The organism is Pantoea sp. PNA 03-3 (assembly GCF_003201175.1).
In the GTDB taxonomy this organism is placed as follows: Bacteria; Pseudomonadota; Gammaproteobacteria; order Enterobacterales; family Enterobacteriaceae; genus Pantoea; species Pantoea stewartii.
Window position 1 is genome coordinate 125,144 of record NZ_QICO01000006.1, and the last position, 16,798, is coordinate 141,941.

Sequence of the window (16,798 nt, forward strand, 5' to 3'; positions counted from 1 at the left end):
CTTACTGGCCGGGGATGTCAAGGGTGCTGTAACCCAGGCCATTCATTTTGCGTACCTTAATCTGAACGGGAATGCGCTCTTTCATGGCTTCAACATGGCTGATGACGCCAATGGTTTTGCCACTGGCGTTAAGCGCATCCAGGGCATCCAGAGCGGTGTCCAGCGTTTCGGCATCCAGCGTACCAAAGCCCTCATCCAGAAATAACGACTCAATGCGGGTTTTATGGCTGACGAGGTCAGACAGTGCCAGCGCCAGCGCCAGGCTCACCAGGAAACTTTCTCCGCCGGACAGCGTGCGCGTATCGCGGGCGCTGTCGGCCTGCCAGGTATCCACCACATCCAGTTCCAGCACATCGCTGGCACGTCGCTGTAAAAGGTAGCGACCGTGCAGGCGATCTAACTGACGGTTGGCCAGGGCCACCAGGTGATCGAGCGTAAGCCCCTGGGCAAAGCGCCGGAATTTATCACCCGTTGCCGAGCCAATAAGATCGTTAAGCAGGGTCCATTGCGCTAACGCCGTCTCATCCTGCGCAATACGCGCCAGCAGCGTTTGCTGCTGGTTTCGCAGGCTGGCATCGCTGTCTAACTGCTGCTGTACCTGGCCCTGCTGGTTTGCATTTTCACGCAGGGACAGCTGTAAGCGCGCCAGTTCTGCCGCCAGCACGTCCGGTGAATCCGGCATCAAAGCCGGTTTTTGCTGCTGATGTGCCGCCAGCCGCTGCTGCAGTTCTGCCAGGCGTGCCTGCTGGTGCAGACGGTGCTGGTCAATCTGCTGAAGCTGCTGACGCAGTTGCTGCGCCGCCTGTTCATCCAGCAATGCCGCGCGCAGGTGCGTTTCATCAGCGAATTCGGCTGCCGCCAGCGCGGCGCTGAAGCGTTGTTCTGCTTCCGTGACGCGCCCGGACAGGCTCTGCAGTTGGCTTTCCAGCAGCGTCAACTGGCCATTAAGACGGCTGACCTCTGCCTGTGACTGATGCAGTGCGTTGCGCTGCTGGGTAAGTTGCGCCTCGAGCTGATCGACGAGCGCCTGCATCTGCTGGCGCGCCTGAGCCACATCGCGATCGCCAAACAGGGCCTGACGCTGCTGCTGTTTTTCACGCGCCTGCTGCTGTAACGCGGTGAGCTGCTGCCGCTGCTGATCCAGACGTTGCTGCTCAAGCTGTAACTGCTGTTGCAGCGCGTCAGCCTGTGTTTCCGCCCGTGCAAGTTGCGGCTGCAGGTTAGCAAGCAACCGCTCACTCTCTTGCCAGCGCTGCCAGCGCTCTTGTTGGGTTGCCAGCCAGCTGTCGCGCGCCGTACGTTCAGGTAAAGACAACGCCACGTCGCTGAACTGCTGTGCCAGCGCGGCTTCAAGCTGCTGGCCGTTTTCTGCGGCCTGACGCTGCTGTTGCTGTAACGCCTGAAGCGCCTGGTGCTGGCTTTCCAGTTGCTGCTGAGTCAACAGTAGCGTTTGCTGATGCTGTTGTAATGTCTGGTGCTGCCGCAGGTGGTGATCTTTGGCCGCCAGCACCGCGCGCTCGGCTTGCTCCAGAGCGTCAAGCCGGGCCGTGAGCGTCTGCTCGTGGCGATTTTGCGCCTGCTGCCACGCGATCCTTGCATCCGTATCTGTCAGCGGGAAGGTGAGCGCCAGCTCACTGCTCAGTTCCTGCCATTGTTGAGAAAGGGCATCAAGTTGTTGGGTCAGACCCGTGATTTCTTCACGCAGGGATTGCTGTTGAGCCTGTAGCTGCTTTATTTGCTCCTTCTTTGCCGTCCCGGTTTCACTCAACGCGTCTACCTGTTTTTGCAGCTCGGCTTTACGTTGTTGGTTAGCACTAACTTCCAGAGCACGATAGGTTTCGACCGCAGGATGCTCGCAGGCGCCGCACAACGGGCAGGGCTGCCCGGCTTCAAGCCGGGCGCGGTACTGTTCCAGGTCAGCAATCTGGCTTTCGAGCTGGCAAATTTTCTCTACGTCGCTGAGCTGCTGTTTTTCCCGTCGCCAGGCTTCTCTTAACGTCAGCAGTGCGCTTTCAGCCTGCTGCTGAGCCGTCTCAAGTTCATGCAGGCGTTTTTCGTACTGCGTGCGCTGCTGATGCAGGGGTTGCCACTGCGCGGCCACTATCGTCAGCGCATGGCGCGCCTCGCGCTGTTGCTGATACTGGCTCAGTGCCTGACGTAAGGCTTCAGGTGGATGCGCGTTCTGAAGGGAAGTTAGTGCTTGCTCAGCCTGAGACAAGGACTGCTGCGCCTGCTGTGCGGCCTGATCCAGTGGCGTGAGTTGCTGTGCCAGCTGCTCAATATCCCCCTGGCGCTGATGAATGTGGCGCTGTTGCTGCTGTATCTGCTGATCCAGCTCAGCCTGTGCCGCTTCATAGCGGGTCAGTTGGGCAAAACGCTCTTTCCAGATCGGAAGGTGTTCACCCCATTGCGGCATGTCAGCTAACTGCTCACGTAGGGCATGCTGTTGGGCAATCGTCTCTTGCAGGTGGCGCACCTGGCGGGCTTCGCTGTGTAACGCGGCTTCGCGCTGAGCGCAGTGTTGCTGTTGCCGTTCGGCATCCTGCTGTAGCTGCTGAATGTGCTCGTATAAGGCAGAGAGAGACTGATCAAGCGGAATGACCTGCCCGGTCAACAGCGTTTCCTGCTGCTGCTGTTGCTGTCGGCACTGTTCGTGCGCCGTGTCCGTTTCCGCATAGCGTTGCTGCAACACATGATGCGCCTGTGTGGCCGTGTGCATCTGTTGGCTGAGCTGCTGCTGACGTTCCCGCATCGCGTTGCGTTCGGCCAGCAGACTGTCACGTTGCTGCAACGGACCGCGCAGTTTCTCCGCCGGTTCACTGCGCGCCAGACGTTGACGATCCGGCTCTGCCGCCTGACTGGTGTGCTCTGCCGCAGCGAGGGCCGCGGTTGCCTGCTCTGTATCCGCAATAGCCTGCTGATGCTGTTGCTGCCACTGTTGCTGCGCCTGCGCCACGGCAAGCGCGGCAGTCAGCTGGTGTTCAGCGTCGCTGAGGGCCTTTTTTTGCTGGTGCAGTGCAGTACGGGTTGCCTCATCAAGCAGCGCCATGCCGCCTGCCCGACTGCGTAACAGTTCCAGCGCCGTTTTGGCCGCTTTGTGGCGTTCGAACACGGCCATGGACAGACGACCATAAATTTCGGTTCCGGTCAGTTCTTCCAGCAGTTCTGCCCGCTCATTGGCTTTGGCGTTAAGAAACGCCGCAAACTGGCCTTGTGACAGCATCATTGAGCGGGTGAAGCGCGCAAAATCCAGCCCGCTCAGCGTTTCCGTAAGTTTGAGCTTATCGCTCACTTTATCTGCCACAATCTGATTATCGGCGCAGCGTGCCAGCTCAACGCGGGGAGCCTGCAGTTTACCGTCAGCGGTGCCGCGCGCGCGGTTCTGGCTCCAGAATGCCCGCCAGGCTTCCCCTTTAATTTCAAACTCGACCTCCGCCAGGCACTCGGCACAGTCGCGTGTCATCAGGGGGTTATGCCCCTGAGAGATGCCGCCCAGGCGCGGCGTCTGGTGATACAGTGCCAGACAGATGGCGTCCAGCAGCGTGGTTTTACCGGCGCCCGTCGCGCCGGTAATCGCAAACAGCCCGTTGCTGGCAAACGGCTCGGTGCGAAAATCAATAAACCACTCACCTTTGAGCGCGTTAAGATTTTTGAAGCGCAGCGTCAGAATTTTCATGGCTGTTCCTCCAGATCCGCCAGCGTCTGTTTAAACCGCAGGGTGGTCTGGGCAATCTGATCCGCGTCCAGCGCGTCATCCAGCGCCAGTCGTCGGGCAAACACTTCTTCCACATTCAGTTCGCTCAGGGTTTCTTTATCCAGCTGTGCCAGACTGTGCTGGCGCTGTTCACGGCTGCGGCGCAGCAGCAAAACGTCTACGGGCAGGGAAGCTGTCAGCGCTTCTACCTGACGCTGCAAATCACTTAAATATTCCTGCGTGGTCACTTCAATATCCAGCCAGACAGGTTTGGTCCCGTCGGGCGCAGAAAACTGGCTGAGCTGCCGGGTGATTTGCGCCAGCGAGCCTTTCAGGACCTGCATTGGCTGGAACAGGGGAATGGTCAGGGGCGTGACCGTCAGGCCTGACGGGCTGAAATCCAGCAGAAACACACTTTTTTCGCTGCCCAGTTCATCGAAGCTGAGCGGAATCGGCGAACCGCTATAGCGAATATGATCGCTGTCGGCCACGCGCTGCGCACGATGAATATGCCCCAGCGCGATATAGTCCGCAGGCGGAAAGGCCGAGGCCGGAAAGGCATCCAGTGTACCAATATAGATATCGCGCACTGAGTCGCTTTTGCTGACGCCGAGAGCAGTGAGGTGGCCGGTCGCGACGATGGGAAGCGCCAGATTCAGCGCCTGCGCGGCAGCAAAGCTGCGCTGATAATGGGCGGTAATGGCCTCCAGCAGGCTGCGCTGTTTATCGCGTCCTGACTGGCCGGCCTGGCTGCGCATAATATCGCGTGGCCGCAGATAAGGAATGGCGCACAGCAGCGCGCCCGGTTCGCCCCGACGCGTCGTTAACACCAGCACATCGTCCCCGTCCTGCGGCGTGGTAATCACGCGGGTGTTCAGGCAGGCGAGCAGTTCACGCGACTCGTTCAGCGTCGCCACCGAATCGTGATTCCCGGCCAGCACCACCAGCTGACAGCCGCTGGGTTGTAACGCCACCACAAAGCGGTTGAACATTTCACGTGCATAGCTGGGCGGTGTGCCGGTATCGAATAAATCACCTGCCACAATCAGCGCATCCACCTGATGCTCTTCAATCCGGGCCAGCAGCCAGTCCAGAAAGGCCTGATGCTCAGCGGCCCGGCTTTTGTTGTAAAAGAACTGCCCCAGGTGCCAGTCCGCGGTATGGATAATGCGCATAACACTCCCTGCCATAACAAATCGCCCGGCGATTATACTGGCTCCATCACTAAAGCCACAAAACATGTCGTCATGTTGTCATAAATGGTTGTTGCAGGCCGGTTTTTATGGCTAACTTTTTCATAAAAGTGTCACAAAACTGACGCATAATGGCGCCGCAAATATCAGTGAAAGCCGTCCTACCTGCAGGAGTCATAATGGCTAAGCGCATTTTAGTTGTGGAAGATGAAGCTCCAATCCGTGAGATGTTATGTTTCGTTCTGGAACAAAATGATTATCAGCCGATTGAGGCAGAAGATTATGACAGCGCCGTCAGTAAGCTGATTGAACCCTGGCCTGACCTTATCCTGCTGGACTGGATGTTACCTGGCGGCAGCGGCATTCAGTTTATCAAACACCTTAAACGTGAAGCGATGACGCGTGATATTCCGGTCATGATGCTGACCGCACGTGGCGAAGAGGAAGATCGCGTGCGTGGCCTGGAAGTCGGGGCCGACGACTACATTACCAAACCGTTTTCCCCGAAAGAGCTGATGGCCCGTATCAAAGCTGTGATGCGTCGCATTTCGCCGATGGCGGTCGAAGATGTAATTGAAATGCAGGGCCTGAGCCTGGATCCCTCCTCGCACCGGGTGATGTCGGAAACCACGCCGCTGGAGATGGGGCCGACAGAGTACAAGCTGCTCCACTTCTTTATGACCCATCCTGAACGTGTTTACAGCCGTGAACAGCTACTGAATCACGTCTGGGGCACCAACGTCTATGTTGAAGATCGTACAGTTGACGTGCATATTCGCCGTCTGCGCAAAGCGCTGGAACTGACCGGTCACGATCGCATGGTACAAACCGTCCGCGGAACAGGTTATCGTTTCTCTGCCCGCTTTTAAACGGAGCTTTAATCGTGCTGGAACGCCTCTCCTGGAAGCGATTATTGTCCGAACTGGTGCTGGCGTGTTTGCCTGCGCTGGTACTCGGCCTGTTGTTCGGCTATCTGCCGTGGCTGTTGTTACTCAGCGTAGTCGGTATTTTACTGTGGCATTTTTATAACCTGATGCGGCTGTCGCACTGGCTGTGGCTGGATCGCACGATGACCCCGCCTTCCGGTCAGGCAAGCTGGGAACCGCTGTTTTACGGTCTGTATCAAATGCAGCTGCGCAACCGACGTCGGCGGCGTGAGCTGGGTCATCTGATCAAACGGTTTCGCAGTGGTGCAGAGTCGCTGCCGGATGCCGTTATCCTGACAACGGAAGAGGGCACCATCTTCTGGTGCAATGGCCTGGCACAGCAGCACCTCGGGCTGCGCTGGCCCGAAGATAACGGGCAAAATATCCTTAATCTGCTGCGCTATCCTGAATTTTCACGTTATCTGCGTCAGCGCGATTTCGACAAGCCGCTGACGCTGGTGCTGAATAACCAGCATCACATGGAATTTCGTGTTATGCCCTACAGCGAAGGCCAGTGGTTGATGGTGGCCCGCGACGTAACGCAAATGCACCAGCTGGAAGGTGCACGACGCAACTTCTTCGCCAACGTCAGTCACGAACTTCGCACGCCGCTGACGGTGCTTCAGGGTTATCTGGAGATGATGAATGACTCGGTCATGAATCAACGTTCGCGTGACAAAGCGTTGCACACCATGTCAGAACAAACCCGCCGAATGGACAGCCTGGTGAAGCAGCTTCTGACGCTGTCGCGTATTGAGGCGGCCCCGGTCATCAATATGAAAGAAAAAGTCGATGTGCCGGTCATGTTGAAACTGCTGCAACATGAAGCGGAAACGCTGAGCGGCGGGCGACATCAAATCCATTTTCACACCGATCCGCATCTGAAAGTGTTTGGCAATGACGAGCAATTGCGCAGTGCCATCTCTAACCTGGTCTACAACGCGGTCAACCATACGCCAGACGGCACACGAATTGATATCAGTTGGTTACGCAGCAAGCAGGGCGCGGTATTTAAGGTCTGCGATAACGGTCCCGGTATTCCCGCTGAGCATATTCCGCGCCTGACCGAACGCTTTTATCGTGTAGACAAAGCGCGTTCACGTGCGACCGGCGGCAGCGGGCTGGGGCTGGCTATCGTCAAACATGCGTTGAGTCACCATAATGCCCGGCTGGAGATCACCAGCATCCCGCATCAGGAAACCTGTTTTACATTTACCCTGGCGCCAAGGTTGATTGTCAGTAACGGGATGCAGGAGAATGCCGTTCATCAATCGTGAACGGACCGGAACGATGCGCGCTTTTCTTTTGGTGTTCTTTTCGCTGTTGCCAGCCCTCGGGCAGGCGCAGCCCGTCATGCTGTCCGGAAATCTCAGTAGCGCCGGCTCCGACACGCTCGGCTACCTGATGACGTTATGGGGAGATGACTTTAGCCGTCAGGCGCCTGGCGTGAACGTTCAGGTTCAGGCTTCGGGGTCGTCTACCGCGCCCACTGCGTTGACCGCCGGGGCCGTTCAACTGGGCGCGATGAGTCGTCCGATGCAGGCTGATGAGCGCCAGGCCTTTGAGGCGCGCTATGGCTATCCGCCGCTGGCCGTGCCGGTGGCAATGGATGCGCTGGTCGTGGTGGTCAATCAACGTAACCCGCTGCGTGAAATCGATCCGCGTCAGCTCGATGCGGTTTTTTCCATCACCCGGCTTTGCGGCGCGCATCAGGTTCCACAACGCTGGGGTGACCTGGGACTGCGCCAGACAGAATGGCAGCAGCGTCCCATCCAGCGCTATGGCCGTAACTCCGCCTCGGGAACATGGGGCTTTTTCAAACAGCAGGCGCTGTGTCAGGGCGATTTCCGCAATGACGTGGCCGAGTTTCCCGGCTCTGCCGCCGTGGTACAGGCCGTAGCCGGTAATCCCCGCAGCATCGGCTATGCCAGTTTTGGTTTCCATCTGAGCGGCGTCAGGTTGCTGCCCGTGGTGACCAAAAACGGCGACGCGGTGGCACCGGATCCAGAGACTATCCGTACCGGCCGCTATCCATGGTCGCGTCCGCTTTATCTCTATGTGAATAAAGCGCCAGGTAAACCTTTACCGCCACTGGTCGATGCCTTTTTACGACAGGTGCTTTCCCGTCAGGGGCAACAGCGCGTCAGCGAGGCCGGGTATTTGCCGCTCTCTGCGGCGCAGATTGCTCAGGCTCGCGCTTCGCTCGAATAACGCCCACCTGCCCGTCAACAAACGCCGGTAGCGTCACCGTGAAACAGCCTGCCTCCGGACCCGTAAGCCCCATCAGGCTGTCTGTCCTGCGGCCGCTGACAGAAAAGCCGACGGCGACGATGCAACATGAATTTTTTTCAGGCGACGTGAATTTTATTCGTTTGCCGCTGAGAGAACGGCATGTCACTCTGCATTTAGACGTTTAGCCATCCAGAAGGCTAAAATAACATTATGTAACTATTCCCGGCCGAAATTATCTGGCCGTGACAAGGAGTGATCATGCAAAGACAAACCGCCCCGTTTCGTGCCGACACCGTTGGCAGCTTTCTTCGTCCTGCCGCGATCAAACAGGCTCGCGAGAAATACCAGGCGGGGGAAATCAGCGCTGACGAGTTGCGTGAGGTTGAAAACGAAGCCATCCGTGATGTGGTGGCAAAACAGCGTGAAAACGGCCTCAAAGTGGTCACGGATGGGGAATTCCGTCGCGGCTGGTGGCATTTTGACTTTTTCTACGGCCTGAAAGGCGTGGAACATTTTGAAGCCGATCAGGGCATTCAGTTCAACGGCGTACAGACCAAAGCGCACGGTGTCAAAGTGACCGGCAAACTGGGGTTTGACGGGCATCCGATGCTGGATCATTTCCGCTTTTTGCAAGGCATCGCAGGGGATGCCGTGGCGAAAATGACGATTCCCAGTCCCAGCGTGCTGCATTTCCGTGGCGGACGTAAAGTGATCGACACGGAGGTGTATCCCGATCTTGATGTGTACTTTGACGATCTGGCACAGACTTACAAAGACGCAATCGCCGCCTTTTATGCAGCAGGCTGCCGCTATCTGCAACTGGATGATACGGTGTGGGCGTACCTGTGCTCGGACGATCAAAAGCGTGAGATCCGCGAGCGCGGTGACGATCCCGAGCAGCTGGCCCGAACCTACGCCCGCGTGCTGAATAAAGCGCTGGAGGATAAACCGGCCGATCTGACCGTCGGTCTGCATGTCTGCCGCGGCAATTTCCGTTCGACCTGGATTTCAGAAGGCGGCTATGAACCTGTGGCCGAAATCCTGTTTGGCACTGTTAATGTCGATGCGTTTTTCCTGGAATATGATAACCACCGTTCCGGCGGTTTCGAACCGCTGCGTTTTATCCGGCCGGGTCATCAGCAGGCGGTGCTTGGTTTAATTACCACCAAGGTCGGCGAACTCGAAGACGTGGATCAGGTAAAAGCACGTTTACAGGAGGCGACGCAATACCTCAGTCTTGACCAGATCTGCCTTAGTCCACAGTGTGGCTTTGCCTCAACGGAAGAGGGGAACAGCCTGACCGAAGCGGAACAGTGGCAGAAGATTCGTCTGGTTGTGGATGTGGCGAATCAGGTCTGGTAAGCGTCAAAAGTGCGCAGTGTGGCGCAATGTATGCGCCACTTGTGCATAAAAAGACGTCAGTATGCTGGTATTTCCCATGGCCTGTTTATTATTAAGGCACATCATCTGATGTGCTTGCTGCTAATATTGATGTGATCCACTAATTTTGACTTAAATCACGAAATAAGCCTCTGGTTTTCCGATCTCGTATTGCCTTTCTTCGCTATAAACGTTTTACTTACGGCCGTTGTCGATTTATCCCTCTGTGAACAGAAAAAAAGCAGCTCAAATCACCTGCGCTAAACCGGACGCTGCGCATAATGCGCTGCTGTCGTCTGATCAGCCGTTGTCATAGCGCAGCGAGGGGGCAACGCAAACTTATCTTTCATCGCAACATCAGTGACAGGCCGTATGACACATCGTTTAACCGTTAAAGACATTCTCGCGCTGGGCTTTATGACGTTTGCCCTGTTTGTTGGTGCGGGTAACATTATCTTTCCTCCTATGGTCGGTATTCAGTCAGGCGAACATGTCTGGGTGGCCGCTTTAGGGTTTCTGCTTACCGCTGTGGGATTACCCGTCATCACCGTCATTGCGCTGGCGCGCGTCGGCGGCGGGATTGACGCGCTGAGTACACCGATTGGTAAAATTGCCGGGGTGGTTCTGGCCACTGTCTGCTATCTGGCGGTGGGGCCACTCTTTGCCACGCCGCGCACCGCCACGGTGTCGTTTGAAGTCGGGATCGCGCCGATCACCGGCGACGGTGCACTGCCGTTGTTCATCTACAGCCTGATCTACTTTGTGCTGGTGATGGGCATTTCGCTCTATCCCGGCAAACTGCTGGATACGGTCGGGCATATTCTGGCACCGCTGAAAATTGCCGCCCTGACGCTGCTCGGCGTTGCCGCCCTGCTGTGGCCCGCAGGCGGCACCATTCCGGCCACCGCCGACTACCAGCGCGCTGCGTTTTCCAGCGGTTTCGTGAACGGCTATCTCACGATGGATACGCTGGGTGCCCTGGTATTCGGGATTGTGATTGTGAATGCGGCCCGTTCACGCGGTATTGATAACGCGGCACTGTTAACCCGTTATACGGTACTGGCGGGGATTATCGCGGGTGTAGGGCTGACGCTGGTCTACCTGAGCCTGTTTAAACTGGGCGCAGGAAGCGGGGCGCTGGTCGATCAAAATGCTAACGGCGCCGCGATTCTGCATGCCTACGTACAGCACACCTTTGGCGATATGGGCAGCTTCTTCCTTGCCGCGCTGATTTTTATTGCCTGTATGGTGACAGCCGTGGGCCTGACCTGTGCCTGCGCCGAGTTTTTTGCCCAGTATCTGCCGTTGTCATACAAAACGCTGGTGTTTGTGCTGGGGCTGTTCTCCATGGTGGTTTCCAACCTGGGGCTGAGTCATCTGATCCAGATCTCGATTCCGGTGCTGACCGCCATTTATCCGCCGTGCATCGTACTGGTTGTGCTGAGTTTTACCCAGAATATCTGGAACAAAAGCAGCCGAATCATTGCTCCGACTATGCTTGTCAGCCTGCTGTTTGGTATCCTTGACGCAATCAAAACCACCGGGTTTAAAGAGGCGTTACCCGCATTCAGCCAGCATCTGCCATTAGCCGACCAGGGGCTTGCCTGGTTGCCGCCCTCACTGGTGATGTTGCTGCTTGTGGCGTTGGTTGATCGGTTAAAAGGGCCGGAACAGGTGACAGTTCACTCGTAACGGCTAAGATTGATTCTTCTTTAACCACGGGCTTGCCCGTGGTTTTTTCATTTCACAGGTACAGGTTGTTATGCAAGAAACCAACAAGCTCAAACGCGGACTGAGCACGCGCCACATCCGTTTTATGGCGCTGGGATCGGCGATTGGCACCGGGCTGTTTTATGGCTCGGCGGACGCCATCAGGATGGCAGGACCGAGCGTTCTGCTCGCCTATATTATCGGCGGCGCGGTGGCGTACATTATCATGCGCGCGCTGGGAGAAATGTCCGTTAATAATCCCCAGGCCAGCTCGTTTTCTCGTTACGCGCAGGATTATCTTGGACCAATGGCTGGGTATATCACCGGCTGGACGTACTGCTTTGAAATTCTGATTGTGGCCATCGCCGACGTCACGGCATTTGGTATTTATATGGGTGTCTGGTTCCCGGAGGTGCCGCACTGGATCTGGGTACTGAGCGTCGTGCTGATCATCGGTGCGGTCAATCTGATGAGCGTGAAGGTGTTCGGCGAAGTGGAGTTCTGGTTCTCCTTCTTCAAAGTCGCCACCATTATTGTGATGATTCTGGCCGGATTTGGCATGATCATCTGGGGCATCGGTAACGGTGGCCAGCCGACCGGCATTCACAACCTGTGGACCAACGGCGGCTTTTTTGCCCACGGGATCGTTGGCATGCTGCTGTCACTTCAGATGGTGATGTTTGCTTACGGCGGGATAGAAATTATTGGCATCACGGCCGGTGAAGCTAAGGATCCGGCGACCTCCATCCCACGCGCCATTAATTCCGTGCCGATGCGTATTCTGGTGTTTTACGTTGGTACGCTGTTTGTCATCATGTCCCTCTATCCATGGAATCAGGTGGGCACCAACGGTAGCCCGTTTGTGCTGACCTTCCAGCATCTGGGTATTGCCGCTGCCGCTTCTATCCTTAACTTTGTGGTACTGACGGCCTCCCTGTCCGCGATTAACAGCGATGTGTTCGGTGTCGGGCGTATGCTGCACGGTATGGCGCAGCAGGGCCATGCGCCTAAAGTGTTTATGAAGGTGTCAGCACGCGGGATTCCGTGGGTCACGGTAGTAGTTATGATGTTTGCCATGCTGATTGCGGTCTGGCTCAACTACCTGATGCCCGAGAAAGTGTTCCTGGTCATTGCCTCTCTGGCCACCTTTGCCACCGTCTGGGTCTGGATTATGATTCTGCTGTCCCAGATTGCGTTTCGCCGCAAAATTGGTAAAGCGGCAGCCCGTCAGCTGACATTTGCCCTCCCGGGCGGAAGCTGGACAGCCGGTTTCGGCGTAGCCTTTTTATGCTTTATCATCGGCCTGATCGGCTACTTTCCGGATACGCGCATCTCACTTTACGTGGGCATGGTGTGGATTGTGCTGTTGCTGCTGGGTTATAAGCTGGTGCGCAAGCCGTCCTGATTCCCGGACGCGAAGGCGACTGACACGACGAAATAAAATCGGCGAAAGGATTCGCCGAAAACGTCACATAGCAAATGAAACAAACAGAGGGATGATTGACGAAACGATGCTAATGCAAAAGCGTACGTCGTTAAATAAGTTGCCGAAAAATAAGAGAAAGCCCACCGTTAACCCGACACGGGCGCTAATGCGTTCTGCGCGGGTAATATAAGGGATTCCGGAACGATCGCGCTGCGGTCCAGCTGTTGACCCAACGCGGCAATCGCATCCTGTAACGGGCACAGTGTACCCACGTCGGTGATATGGCAGCCGGCTTGCTGCCACTCCTGACGCAACAAAGGATGACGGTCATTAATGGGTTGTAACTGACGTAGCCCGTCCAGACTTTGTGCCTGAAAATAGACGCGCAGGTAGCGCTGATTGCTTTGCTTATCCCGCCAGCGCTCCATCACCAGGCTACTTCCCGGCGGAATATTACCGCGCATATACCCCGGCAGTTGCCATTCAAATCCCATCAGGCGGCGAACCATCGCGATATTCGTGTCATGGGCCACCAGCAGTACCCATCGTACATCGGGATCGTTCCCCTGAATGGCGTCGAGCATCCGCTGTAACAGAAGCGAGCCACGACGTTGCGCCATATAGAGCACATCATTGCTGAGATCATAACTGGCCGTCAGCAGGGGGAGCAGGGCGGTGATCTGTTGAGCGGAAGTGATGTGGCCCCACGCCAGCCTGGCGAACGGTAAGTTTTCGCTGTAGCCCAGGCGCAACGTCTCGACCATGGCGGCCAGCGTGCTTAAGCCTTCAACATAGACGCTGCCGCTTTTGGTCTGCTTTAACTGCCAGGGGCGATCAAAAAACGGGCACGCGCGATTAGCCGGACAGACCGCCTGTTTAAGCGCCTGAATGGCGGGCTGGAGCTGCTGCTGTCGCTGTGCTAAATCGCCCGCCACACGCCGCTTTTCTTCCATCTCACGCTGCGGATCGATGCGGGCAAAGGGCAGTTTTTCCGTCTGAAAAAGCGGATCGACGTCGCCCGTGACGGTATGCACCGCCACGCCGCAGCCGGGAAATGCGCCATCCACCAACGCTTCGGCAGTGGCGCGCGTTCGCTGAAGAGGGCTGGCGCGTACGTAGAGTGCTGTCGCGTCCGGACAACCCGCGGGAAGTAATCCCAACTGGCGATAGTGATCGCCTTCCCAGCGCGCTTTATTCACCACCGCACTGTAGCCATGGCCCGTCAGCTCGCCGTCCGCTGTACTCCACCGGGGCCAGGGCTGTCCGGTTGCTGCCTCGGTCTCCTGGCGGTTGCCCGGCGTCGGCGGGCGCACCCCGTGTCGGCTGAGTTCGACCACTTTCTCTAACTGGTATTCTGGCGCCGCGTAAAGCGACCCCGCCGCGAACCATAACGCACAGAGCGCGACTACGCGCAGGGGGCTACAGGCAGACATTATTCATCCTCCAGTTCCTGGGGCGCGAGAAGGGCTTTAATCTGTGGATAGATTACGGCATTCGCCAGCAAAACGGGATTGCCGTTTTTCAGGCCATCATTGCGCATATAGTCATTGGTGACGCCGCCCGCTTCCCGCATTAACACGATGCCCGGCAGGCTGTCCCAGGGATGCATATGGGCTTCGTAATAGCCAATCAGGCGACCGGCAGCGGCCCAGGCGCTGGTTAAGGCACCGGAGCCGATGCGAATGAACATCCCGCCTTGTTTGAGTAGCGCATCGATAAGCTGCGTAACCTTTTCTCCCGGCACCCGGCTGGAATTACTGATGCCCAACAGCCCTTCGTTGAGGTGACGGGCCTGATGAACCTCAAGCCGGGTCTCATTAAGCCAGGCGCCCTGGCCTTTGCGGGCGTGAAACAGCTCCTGATGATTGGGATCGCAAACCACGCCCACCACCGGTTCACCTTCGCAGACGATGGCCAGCGAAACGCACCAGTTATGCAGACCATTGACGAAGCAGGCGGTGCCATCAATCGGATCGATGACCCATAAAATGCGGGCCTCGCCTGTTTCTCCACCGCTCTCTTCACCTAATACCGCATCCTCGGGATAGCGTTCTGCAATCAGTGATTTAATTAATTCTTCAACGTTACGGTCAGCTTCACTGACCACGTCCTGAAGGTCCCTTTTATGTTCCACCACCAGTTTTTGACGCTGTTGATACCATGACAAGGCGCGGCTTGCGGCGGCACGGGCGATTTCGCAGGCGTAGCGATAGCGCGCGTCAATTTCAGAATGCGAAGCGGATGACATGTTTCCCTCTTATGATTTTAAAACACATCGAATACAGGAAGCGCCTGAACAGGCGGTCTGACAGTGAGAGTAGCGCAAAGCATAGTTAAGCAAGGCTTATTAAGCCGTAGTGCGCCAGTAATGGCAATATCGTCGGTGTACTGTTTGCGTGCTTTTTCAGCGTTATCAGGTAAGCCGCGTCTTACCTGATAAAGAGGGTGAGTCACAGCTGCCGGCTGGCGGCCAACTGCATCAGGCGGGGATAAAACTGAAAGAAACAGGCTTCAAAGGCCGGATAATGGGCGGTGAAGTCCTGGTAAGAGTCGCTGAGTGCCGCCAGCCTTGGCCGACGTCGGGCCATGCCATTCAGCACGCGTTCAAGGCGCAGGGGATCGGCGTAGTGTTCGAACCAGCGTTCTCGCCACATCACCGCATTCAGTTCTTTAAATTCCTCGGGCGTGGCGGCCAGTTGCGGAACGATTTCACGCTCGGCACGGGCCGTAAACGCTTGCAGCGTTTGTGACGGATGAACGCGATCCCAGTGGCGCGCCAGAAAATGGTCCCAGATGACATCCAGCGTGATGGGGGCGACGCGATAGGTCTCTGCCCGGAAAAGCTGGCGTGCCGCGCGCACTTCCGGCAGGGCATCGGTCATTACGTCCAGGCGACGATGCATCAGAATGCCGTCGGCCACCGGTTCAGGCCAGTGTTGGTGCGGCGCGCCGCGAACGAAATCTGCCATAAGATTGCCCAGCAAAGAGCTGTTGGCAAGATGGGCTAAGTGAAGATGCGCAAGAAAATTCATGCGGCATTATAAGCGCAACTCCGTTTACGCAGCCAGTTGTTCAGAATTGTTCGGTTTTCCGCTAAACTGTGCCGCCTGTTTTTCTGAGTAAGAAGTCTGTCATGCGTGTCGCCGATTTTGCTTTTGATTTGCCTGAATCTCTTATCGCCCATTATCCCCAGGCGCAACGAAGTGGTTGCCGCCTGCTGTCGCTGGATGGCCCAACCGGCACGCTCACTCACGGCGTGTTTACGGATGTGCTGGATAAGCTCCAGCCCGGAGATCTGCTGGTGTTTAACAACACGCGCGTTATCCCGGCCAGGGTGTTCGGACGCAAGGCAAGCGGCGGCAAAATTGAGATGCTGGTCGAGCGCATGCTTGATGACAAGCGCGTGCTGGCGCATGTTCGCGCATCGAAAGCGCCGAAGCCTGGCGCAGCGCTGCTGCTGGGTGACGACGAGAGCGTGAAAGCCACTATGGTGGCGCGGCACGATGCGTTGTTCGAGATCGCCTTTGATGATGACCGCGACGTACTGGACATTCTTAATCGCGTCGGCCATATGCCGCTGCCGCCGTACATTGACCGCCCGGATGAAGAGGCGGATCGTGAGCTTTATCAAACGGTTTACAGCGCCCGACCCGGTGCCGTCGCCGCGCCCACGGCGGGGCTGCATTTTGATGAGCCGCTGTTGCAGGCGCTCAAAGATAAAGGCGTGGAAATGGCCTTTGTCACCTTGCACGTTGGGGCGGGCACGTTCCAACCGGTGCGCGTCGAGACGATTGAAGATCACCACATGCACGCGGAGTACGCGGAAGTCCCGCAGGATGTGGTAGACGCGGTGCTGGCCTGTAAGGCGCGGGGGAATAAAGTGGTCGCCGTTGGCACCACCTCGGTACGTTCGCTGGAAAGCGCCGCCAAAGCCAGTCAGGATGCCCTGATTGCGCCATTCTTCGACGATACCCAAATTTTTATCTATCCGGGCTACGAGTACCAGGTGATCGATGCGTTAATCACCAACTTCCATTTGCCGGAATCAACCCTGATTATGCTGGTCTCGGCCTTCGCCGGTTACCAGCATACCATGGCTGCTTATCGCGCTGCGGTGGCAGAAGAATACCGTTTCTTCAGCTACGGCGACGCGATGTTTATCAGCAAAAACCCCCAGGCGCCGCTGGAAAAAGTGGGCGCCTGACCTGTTTACTTTGAACATCGGACTGTTTCTCCG

12 protein-coding genes are annotated in these 16,798 nt (G+C 56.8%); 7 read left to right on the forward strand and 5 right to left on the reverse strand.

Features of this window, described 5'->3' with window-relative positions; genetic code table 11:
* Window position 1: 1 nt before the first annotated feature.
* Both C7433_RS16800 and sbcD read right to left on the reverse strand, forming a co-directional pair.
* Window positions 2–3,676, reverse strand: coding sequence for an SbcC/MukB-like Walker B domain-containing protein (locus C7433_RS16800; protein WP_110268594.1), 3,675 nt, complete (start codon window positions 3,674–3,676; stop codon window positions 2–4).
* Window positions 3,673–4,869 carry an exonuclease subunit SbcD gene (sbcD, locus tag C7433_RS16805; RefSeq protein ID WP_039338511.1) on the reverse strand — a complete coding sequence of 399 codons (1,197 nt, stop codon included), beginning with the start codon at window positions 4,867–4,869 and terminating at the stop codon, window positions 3,673–3,675. Before sbcD ends, C7433_RS16800 begins: the two co-directional genes overlap by 4 nt.
* Window positions 4,870–5,066: 197 nt before the next feature.
* Here sbcD and phoB point away from each other — a divergent pair, with 197 nt between their 5' ends.
* The 6 genes from phoB to proY all read left to right on the forward strand — a co-directional run bounded on the left by phoB (window position 5,067) and on the right by proY (window position 12,540).
* On the forward strand, window positions 5,067–5,756 hold the full coding sequence (gene phoB, locus C7433_RS16810; protein ID WP_014606457.1) for a phosphate response regulator transcription factor PhoB: 690 nt from the start codon (window positions 5,067–5,069) through the stop codon (window positions 5,754–5,756).
* A gap of 14 nt (window positions 5,757–5,770) precedes the next feature.
* Complete coding sequence (gene phoR / locus C7433_RS16815) at window positions 5,771–7,090, forward strand: phosphate regulon sensor histidine kinase PhoR (RefSeq protein WP_033738623.1); 1,320 nt, start codon at window positions 5,771–5,773, stop codon at window positions 7,088–7,090.
* A gap of 13 nt (window positions 7,091–7,103) precedes the next feature.
* The gene (locus C7433_RS16820; RefSeq protein ID WP_110268635.1) at window positions 7,104–8,024 is read left to right on the forward strand and encodes a PstS family phosphate ABC transporter substrate-binding protein; all 921 of its coding nucleotides are present in this window, start codon (window positions 7,104–7,106) and stop codon (window positions 8,022–8,024) included.
* A gap of 279 nt (window positions 8,025–8,303) precedes the next feature.
* Window positions 8,304–9,407, forward strand: coding sequence for a cobalamin-independent methionine synthase II family protein (locus tag C7433_RS16825; protein WP_110268595.1), 1,104 nt, complete (start codon window positions 8,304–8,306; stop codon window positions 9,405–9,407).
* A 390-nt stretch (window positions 9,408–9,797) separates the two neighbouring features.
* Complete coding sequence (gene brnQ, locus C7433_RS16830) at window positions 9,798–11,117, forward strand: branched-chain amino acid transport system II carrier protein (RefSeq protein ID WP_006117572.1); 1,320 nt, start codon at window positions 9,798–9,800, stop codon at window positions 11,115–11,117.
* Between the two features lie 70 nt (window positions 11,118–11,187).
* Complete coding sequence (gene proY, locus C7433_RS16835; protein WP_006117571.1) at window positions 11,188–12,540, forward strand: proline-specific permease ProY; 1,353 nt, start codon at window positions 11,188–11,190, stop codon at window positions 12,538–12,540.
* Between the two features lie 167 nt (window positions 12,541–12,707).
* On the opposite strand, the gene C7433_RS16840 is transcribed toward proY, so the two are convergent.
* From C7433_RS16840 to C7433_RS16850, 3 genes are all read right to left on the reverse strand, one after another.
* Window positions 12,708–13,994: a histidine-type phosphatase gene (locus C7433_RS16840; protein ID WP_110268596.1), complete on the reverse strand. Its 1,287-nt coding sequence runs from the start codon at window positions 13,992–13,994 to the stop codon at window positions 12,708–12,710.
* Window positions 13,994–14,809 carry an inositol monophosphatase gene (locus C7433_RS16845; RefSeq protein ID WP_006117569.1) on the reverse strand — a complete coding sequence of 272 codons (816 nt, stop codon included), beginning with the start codon at window positions 14,807–14,809 and terminating at the stop codon, window positions 13,994–13,996. Before C7433_RS16845 ends, C7433_RS16840 begins: the two co-directional genes overlap by 1 nt.
* A 202-nt stretch (window positions 14,810–15,011) precedes the next feature.
* Window positions 15,012–15,593: an ACP phosphodiesterase gene (locus tag C7433_RS16850; RefSeq protein WP_006117568.1), complete on the reverse strand. Its 582-nt coding sequence runs from the start codon at window positions 15,591–15,593 to the stop codon at window positions 15,012–15,014.
* Between the two features lie 101 nt (window positions 15,594–15,694).
* Between C7433_RS16850 and queA the strand changes: the two genes are divergently transcribed.
* Complete coding sequence (queA, locus tag C7433_RS16855; protein WP_110268597.1) at window positions 15,695–16,765, forward strand: tRNA preQ1(34) S-adenosylmethionine ribosyltransferase-isomerase QueA; 1,071 nt, start codon at window positions 15,695–15,697, stop codon at window positions 16,763–16,765.
* Window positions 16,766–16,798: the final 33 nt, after the last annotated feature.